The 7,144-nt window shown below is 70.1% G+C and carries 6 protein-coding genes; 1 reads left to right on the forward strand and 5 read right to left on the reverse strand.

Annotated elements, in window-relative coordinates; all coding sequences use genetic code 11:
* Window positions 1-2: 2 nt before the first annotated feature.
* The 5 genes from A7B20_RS08785 to argE form a co-directional block, all read right to left on the reverse strand.
* On the reverse strand, window positions 3-1,616 hold the full coding sequence (locus A7B20_RS08785) for a sensor histidine kinase (RefSeq protein WP_157937634.1): 1,614 nt from the start codon (window positions 1,614-1,616) through the stop codon (window positions 3-5).
* A gap of 297 nt (window positions 1,617-1,913) precedes the next feature.
* The gene (locus A7B20_RS08790; protein WP_102108197.1) at window positions 1,914-3,077 is read right to left on the reverse strand and encodes a M20 aminoacylase family protein; all 1,164 of its coding nucleotides are present in this window, start codon (window positions 3,075-3,077) and stop codon (window positions 1,914-1,916) included.
* Window positions 3,078-3,140: 63 nt separating this feature from the next.
* Window positions 3,141-4,073, reverse strand: a complete 933-nt coding sequence (locus A7B20_RS08795; protein ID WP_102108198.1) for a calcium/sodium antiporter — start codon at window positions 4,071-4,073, stop codon at window positions 3,141-3,143.
* A 169-nt stretch (window positions 4,074-4,242) separates the two neighbouring features.
* Entirely contained in the window at window positions 4,243-4,752 is a 510-nt protein-coding gene (locus tag A7B20_RS08800; RefSeq protein WP_102108199.1) for a DUF1697 domain-containing protein, read from the reverse strand.
* On the reverse strand, window positions 4,749-5,909 hold the full coding sequence (gene argE, locus A7B20_RS08805; protein WP_102108200.1) for an acetylornithine deacetylase: 1,161 nt from the start codon (window positions 5,907-5,909) through the stop codon (window positions 4,749-4,751). The genes A7B20_RS08800 and argE overlap by 4 nt, the downstream gene beginning before the upstream one ends.
* A gap of 216 nt (window positions 5,910-6,125) precedes the next feature.
* Between argE and A7B20_RS08810 the strand changes: the two genes are divergently transcribed.
* Window positions 6,126-7,130, forward strand: a complete 1,005-nt coding sequence (locus A7B20_RS08810; RefSeq protein ID WP_102108201.1) for an ABC transporter ATP-binding protein — start codon at window positions 6,126-6,128, stop codon at window positions 7,128-7,130.
* The last annotated feature ends 14 nt before the right edge of the window (window positions 7,131-7,144 follow it).

Consider the following 7,144-nt stretch of genomic DNA (forward strand, 5'->3'; position numbering starts at 1 on the left):
CATCACTCTGCGCGGTCGCCGTCTTCGCCGCCTTCGAGGTCGTGCACCGGGAACAGCATCGCAACCTCCGTGCCCTTGGCGGGAGCGCTGGAGAGCGTAAGGGCACCGTTCGACCGGCGGCAGAAGCTGCTGACCATCGCCAGACCCAGCCCCGAGCCGGCACCGGCCTCCTTCGTGGTGAAGAAGGGGTCTGTCGCGCGTTCCAGCGTCGCTTCGTCCATGCCCTTCCCCGTGTCGGTGACGCTCACCCGGACATGCATGGCCAATGCCTCGCCGCAGGTCGCCGCGGGGGCGGGTCCGACCCGGGTCGCCACGCGGATGCTGCCGCCCCCCGGCATGGCGTCGCGGGCGTTCAGCAGCAGGTTCAGCAACGCCTGCTGGAAGCCCGCCACATCCACCAGCACCAGGCTGTCCGTCAGGGCCAGGTCGGTACCGACAGCGATTCCCTTTCCGTGCAGGCGCGAGAACATGCCGAGGGTCTCCGGGATGTGATCGTCAAGCACCACGGCGCGCGGCCGCAGGCGCGACTCGCGGCCGAAGGTCAGGAGCTGGCGTGTCAGGTGCGCGCCCTGGGTCGTGGCCGCCAGCGCCTCGTCGCGGTGCAGGCGATCGGAGGCGGACAGGGCCGCCCCGTCCATCAGTTCGAGGTTGGCCAGGATGACGCTCAGCGTGTTGTTGAAATCGTGGGCAACCTCCAGCGCCAGGCGGCCCAGGGTCTCGGTCCGTTGCGCCCGCGCCGCCGCCATCTCGCTCCGGTCCCGCGCGGTTTCGGCCGCCACCAGCCGAGTCTCAAGCGAAAACGCGCGCCGTTCGGCCGCCTCGGCGAGCGCGGTGACATGCAGCATCGCCCCGGCGGCAAGGGCCGTCATCGAAACGGTCAGGAGGATCAGCCGCAGGTCGGTATCGAGCAGCCCAGCCCGCGTCGCGAAAAGCCCGAGACCGCCAAGCAGGATCGGCAGCAGGACGATGACGGGCGCGAGCCGCCGCACCCCCGCGCCGCCGGGTTCGCGTCCGGACAGGGCACTGGCCCATCCCGTTCCGGAGCGCAGCAGGAGCAGCGCGGCGCACAGGCAGAGCAGGCACAGCGCGGTGGACGGCGACATGGCGCCGAGAACGGGATCATGGCGCAGCGCATCGGAGGCGAAGGGTGCGCCCGAAAGGCGGAGCGTCGGCAGGCAGAGGCCCAGCACGTCAGCCAGGACGGCCACCCCCTGCCCCCGGCGCCGGGCCAGCCACGGCGACACGAGGCTGACCGCCAGCAGGAGGAACCCCGCCATCGTCGCCAGGGCCATGTCGGCATGGGCCGCGGGATCGCGGAAACGGTGCATGACGATCTGCTCGCCCAGGACGGTCAACAGAACCGCGGTGCCGCACAGCGCCGCCGGGATCCCGTCGCGGCCACGCAGCACGCTCCACGCGCCGGCGGCCCCCAGAAGCAGGCACAGCGCGGTGGTCGGCGCCCCGTCCGGCCGAAGCGTCAGACCGACCCCGATCAGCCCCCCGGGCAGCAGGACGGAAACGGCGAACACCGCCACGGCGAGGATCAGCAGGCGGGCGACAAGAACGGCCGTCCCGCGATCCGGGGATCGCAGGACAAACTCTGATGAGCTGGACACGGCAGGGACTTTCGGCTTCCGGCGTCCGGTAACGGACACCACGAATGACAGGAGCGGTTGAGCTTCGGGCGAGGCGCACAATTTCCGGGTGTTTCCCGGCACAATCTATTGGACGGCTCAACAATGCCAAATCTCATATCGCCGGAGGCATCTCATCTGGAAACGATGCTTTGTCCCGCTTTCACGACATTGCCCTATGGCACCGGGACGCGCCGTCGGGGCATGTCGGTCAGGTCGTCCGCGGTGCCGCCCCGGTCTTGCGTCGGGGCGCCGCCGGGCCGGTGTCAGCCGACTGTCTCAGCCCACCGGCATCCGCTGTTCGGCGATCCCCGCCCACCAGGAGCAGCCCGCCGGGATCGCCTCGTCGTTGAAGTTGTACTTGGGGTGGTGCACCCCGGCTGTATCCCCGTTGCCGACCATGATATAGGCGCCGGGACGCGCGTTCAGCATGAAGGCGAAATCCTCGCCGCCCATCACCTGCGGCGCCTCGTCGCAATCGCCCGAGACCGCCTTCGCCACCTCGGCCGCGAACTCGGTCTGCTCCTCGGAGTTGACCATCACAGGGTAGTTGCGGGTGTAGTTGACCGTGGCCGTGCAGCCCATGGCGGCGGCGGTCCCTTCGGCGATCGCCGTCAGCCGCGCCTCGGCCATGTCCTGCACCTTCGCGTCCAGCGTGCGCACGGTGCCGCGCAGCACGACCTGGGGCGGGATCACGTTGAAGGCCTGGCTTTCCGACTGGATCGAGGTGATCGAGACCACTAGCTGGTCCACCGGGTTCAGGTTCCGCGCCGCGATGGACTGCGCCGCGATCACGACATGGCTGGCCGCGACGACGGGATCGTGGGTCTCGTGCGGCTTCGCGGCATGGCCGCCCTTGCCCTCGATCACGATCTCGAAGTGGTCGGCCGCGGCGAAGAAGGCGCCGGGGCGGATCGCGAAGCTGCCCACGGGCCGGCCGGGCCAGTTGTGCATCCCGTACACCTCCTGGATGCCGAACTTCTCCATCATGCCGTCGTTGACCATCTCGCGCCCGCCGCCGCCGCCTTCCTCGGCGGGCTGGAAGATGACCACCACCGTGCCGTCGAAGTTCCGCGTCTCGGCCAGGTACTGCGCCGCGCCAAGCAGCATCGCCGTGTGCCCGTCATGGCCGCAGGCATGCATCGCCCCCTTCGTCTCGGAGGCATAGTCGAGCCCGGTCGCCTCGATGATCGGCAGCGCGTCCATGTCCGCGCGCAGCCCGATCACCTTGCCCGAGTTGGTCCTGCGCCCCTTGATGACGCCGACGACGCCGGTCCTGCCGATCCCCGTCACCACCTCGTCGCAGCCGAAGGCCTTCAACTTCTCGGCGACGATGCCGCTGGTGCGGTGGGTGTCGAACTGAAGCTCCGGGTGGCGGTGCAGGTCGCGCCGCCACTCTGTGATGTCGGCGTGCAGTTCGGCGAAGCGGTTCTTGACGGGCATGGCGGTTCCTCTCGTTCGTTGCGAACGAAGCCTGTCACTGACCCGCGCCGCGGTAAAGGGCCCTCAGGCAAGTCGCGTCAGCACCGCCAGATAGCCGACGTAGCCGCCCAGCAGCAGCGCGCCGCGCCCCCGGCCGAGCCGCGCACCGAAGCGGGCGAAGAGGATCAGCAGCAGCGTCGCGCCGCACATCGCCCAGATGTCGAACAGAGCGATCTGGCGCGGCACCTCCAGCGGCTTCACCAGGGCGGTGACGCCGAGGATGCCGAGGACGTTGAAGATGTTGCTGCCGACGATGTTGCCGAAGGCGATGTCGCTGCGCCCCTTCAGCGCCGCCATGACGGTCGTCACCAGTTCGGGCAGCGAGGTGCCGACGGCGACCACGGTCAGCCCGATGATCGCCTCGGACACGCCGAGCGAGTCGGCGATGCCGATCGCGCCGCCGACCAGCAGCCGCGCGCCGAGCAGGATCAGGCCCAGCCCCGCCGCGAACAGCAGCAGCGAGACGGGCATCGTGTGGGCCGGCGCCTCGGGAATGTCGGCAGTGGCTTCGGGCAGGTTGCGGCTGTCTCTGAGCGCCCGCCAGACATAGAGCGCCAGCAGCAGCACGAAGGCGGCGCCGACGCCGCGCCCGATGCCGCCCCAGAGCGTCACGCCGAGGGCCAGCGCGGTCGCCGCGGCCAGCACCGCGCCGTCGCGCCGGAACTCCCGTGCGTTGATCAGCACCGGCGCCATCAGCCCGGCGACGCCGAGGATCAGCAGGATGTTGCAGATGTTGCTGCCGACGACGTTGCCGACGGCGATCCCGGGCGAGCCGTCGAGCGCGGCCTGCACCGATGTGAAGAGCTCGGGCATCGAGGTGCCGAAGCCGACGAGTGTCAGCCCGATCACGAGGGGGGAGAGACCCGAGCGCAGGGCGACGGAAACGGCGCCGCGCACGAGGAGTTCGCCGCCGGCGACGAGGCCGGCGAAGCCGAGCAGGATCAGGAGGATGTCCATGGAAGTTCAGTCCGGCGCGTGACGTGGGGCCGACGCTGCGCGAGGCGCCGGCCGGTGGTAGCTGTGGTGGCGCTCGGCGTGCCGCAAGGAGGGCGCCGGAATATTTGCGCAGCGTGTTCCGGGCCCCGGCGGGCCTTCGCCGACGAGCCCGCGGGAGGGCCTCTCCGCCTCAGCCGCCGGTGGCCTCGGCCAGCCTCGCGACGGTGGCGAGGTTGCGCGCCGTGCCCGCCCGCGCCGCCGGGATCACCAGCTTCGAGCGGCCCATGCCCGAAAGATAGTGGACATGGATCTCGCGACCGATCACCTCGAACCGCTCGTCCTGCCGGCCCTTCGCCTCCAGCGCCCCCGCCCCGAGGGGCGGCGCGTCGAGGAACACCACGGCGACCCGGGCGGGCGGACAGTCGCGGAAAGGTGAGGCGGCGAGCGCCGCGGCGATCTCGGGCCCGGTGCGCAGGATCACCTCCGGCGCGACGCCCATGCACTGCGCCAGCCCGTCGCCGAGGGCGGCGCGGATCGCCCACTCGTCCGCCTCGCTGCGGAACACCGCGTTGCCCGAGGCCAGCACGGTCGAGACGTCGCGAAACCCGGCCGCCTCGCAGACCGCCCGCAGGTCGGACATCTTCAGCCGCCCCGTGCCGCCGACGTTGACGGCCCTCAGAAGCGCGACCCGCCAGGTCAAGTGCAGAGCGAGTCGACCACCTTCGCCACGAAGGCCTCGCCCGCCTCGAACTGGGCGATCTCGATGTATTCGTTCGGCTGGTGCGCCTGGGCGATGTCGCCGGGGCCGCAGACCACGGCGGAATAGCCGCGTTCCTGGAACTGCCCGGCCTCGGTGCCGTAGCTCACGACGTGCGATCCGTTGTCGCCGGTCAGGCTGCGCACCAGGCGTTCGGCCGGGCCGTCCTGCTCGGGTTTCAGGGGCGGCACGGACGAGCGGTGGTCGACCTCGATGAAGGCCGTGGGCTGGATCTTCTGCATCGCCGCCTCGACCTCGGCCACCTTCGCCATGTAGCGCGCCTTCCAATCCTCCGGATCGTCCCCCGCCACGCAGCGGAACTCCATGGCGAAGACGCAGTCCTTTGCGGTGATGTTGCGCGCGGTGCCGCCCTCGATCGTGCCGACATGGGCGGTGGTGTAGGGCGGGAAGAACACCGAGGCGAGCGGCGAAGGCGTCGCCGCCGCGCTGGCCGCGTTCTGCTGGTTGCACCACTCGATCAGCTTCGCCGCCTCCATGATCGCCGAGACGCCGGTGGGCAGGAGCGAGGAATGCACCTCGAACCCGTGGACATGGGTGACGATGGCGGCGCCGCCCTTGTGCCCCGTCACGGTCTTCATCATCGACGGCTCGCCGATGATGGCGGCGGCGGCGCGCGGCAGGTGCTGCACCATGTCGTCGATCATCGGCGGCGCGCCGGTGCAGCCCACCTCCTCGTCGTAGCTGAGCGCGATCTGGAGCGGCCGCTTCACCCCCCGCTCCAGCGCCAGCGGCACGGCCGAGAGCGCGAGCGCGTCGAACCCCTTCATGTCGCAGGTGCCCCGGCCATAGAGACGGCTGCCCTTCTGCGTCACGGTGAACGGATCGGTGTCCCAGGCCTGCCCGTCCACCGGCACCACGTCGGTATGGCCCGACAGCACGATCCCCCCCTCGACCTCGGGCCCGACATTGGCATAGAGCGCGGCCTTCTTCCCCGTCTCGTCGTAGACCCGCCGCGCCGTGACGCCGAAGCCGTCCAGGTATTCCTCGACCCAATCCACGAGGTCGAGGTTGCTGTCGCGGCTGACCGTCGGGAAGGCGACGAGGCGCTCCATGATCTGACGGGCGGTGAGGGTCTGCATGGCGGGCTCCGATTCAGGGGTGACGGGCGGAGGGTGAGCCGCCGCGCGGGCCGGGTCAAGCGGGCCTGCCCGATCTTTGGCCAGTTGCTGAAAGTTGACGCAGGGATTTCGGATTAATGGTTGTCGCCTCGCATTTCTCGGGTACAAGTTTTGACAACCACCGGGGGGCATGACCCCATCGGGGACAAGAACAAGAGACCGACTGGGGAGTCATACATGCCCGATGGGGCCTTGCCCGTCCTTGATGTCAGGGACCTCAAGACCGTGTTCAAGACCCGCTCGGGCGAGGTACACGCGGTCAACTCCGTCAGCTTCGATCTGCGCCCCGGCGAACTTCTCGGCGTCGTGGGCGAATCCGGCTCGGGCAAGTCGGTGACGATGATGTCGCTGATCGGCCTCCTGCCCTCGCCCCCGGCGGACGTGCGCGCGGGCCAGGTGATGTTCGGCGGGCGCGACCTGCTGGCGGCGGACGAGGCGGCGCTGCGCGGCATCCGCGGCGCGCGCATCGGCTTCGTCTTCCAGGATCCCATGACCTCGCTGAACCCGGTGTTCAACGTCGGCTTCCAGATCATGGAGCCGCTCAGGAAGCACATGAAGCTTGGCAAGGCGGCCGCCCGCGACCGCGCGGTGGAGCTGCTGGAGCTTGTCGGCATCCCCGACGCCCGCCGCCGCCTCGGCGACTATCCGCACCAGTTCTCGGGGGGGATGCGGCAGCGGGTGATGATCGCCATCGCGCTGGCCTGCGATCCCGAGGTGCTGATCGCGGACGAACCCACCACGGCGCTCGACGTGACGATCCAGGCGCAGATCCTCGAGCTGGTGAAGGAGCTGCGCGAGAAGCTCGGCATGGCGATCATCTGGATCACCCACGACCTCGGGGTGATCGCGGGCATCGCAGACCGGGTGCTAGTGATGTACGGCGGGCAGGTCGTGGAACAGGCGCCGGTGGGCGAGCTGTTCAGGAACCCCCAGCACCCCTACACCCGAAGCCTGCTGAAGACCGTTCCCTCGGTCAGCGGCGAACGCGCCAAGCGGCTGCAGGTGATCGAGGGCCAGCCGCCGATCCTCCACGCGCCGCCCGACGCCTGCGCCTTCCGCGCCCGCTGCGCCCACCGGTTCGACCGCTGCGACCGCGAGAACCCGGCCCGCTTCCCCGTCGGCCCCGCCCACGACGCCGCCTGCTTCTGGGATCCCGCCACCGGAGGGCCCCGCCATGTCTGACCGGCTCCGCCGGT

Source organism: Oceaniglobus roseus, assembly GCF_002869745.1.
Taxonomy (GTDB): domain Bacteria; phylum Pseudomonadota; class Alphaproteobacteria; order Rhodobacterales; family Rhodobacteraceae; genus Oceaniglobus; species Oceaniglobus roseus.

Excerpts from the sequence above, each read along its gene's own strand:
- A7B20_RS08790 (WP_102108197.1), bottom strand. The coding sequence starts at position 3,077 with ATGCCCGTCAAGAACCGCTTCGCCGAACTGCACGCCGACATCACAGAG.
- A7B20_RS08795 (WP_102108198.1), bottom strand. The coding sequence starts at position 4,073 with ATGGACATCCTCCTGATCCTGCTCGGCTTCGCCGGCCTCGTCGCCGGC.
- argE (WP_102108200.1), bottom strand. The coding sequence starts at position 5,909 with ATGCAGACCCTCACCGCCCGTCAGATCATGGAGCGCCTCGTCGCCTTC.
- A7B20_RS08810 (WP_102108201.1), top strand. The coding sequence starts at position 6,126 with ATGCCCGATGGGGCCTTGCCCGTCCTTGATGTCAGGGACCTCAAGACC.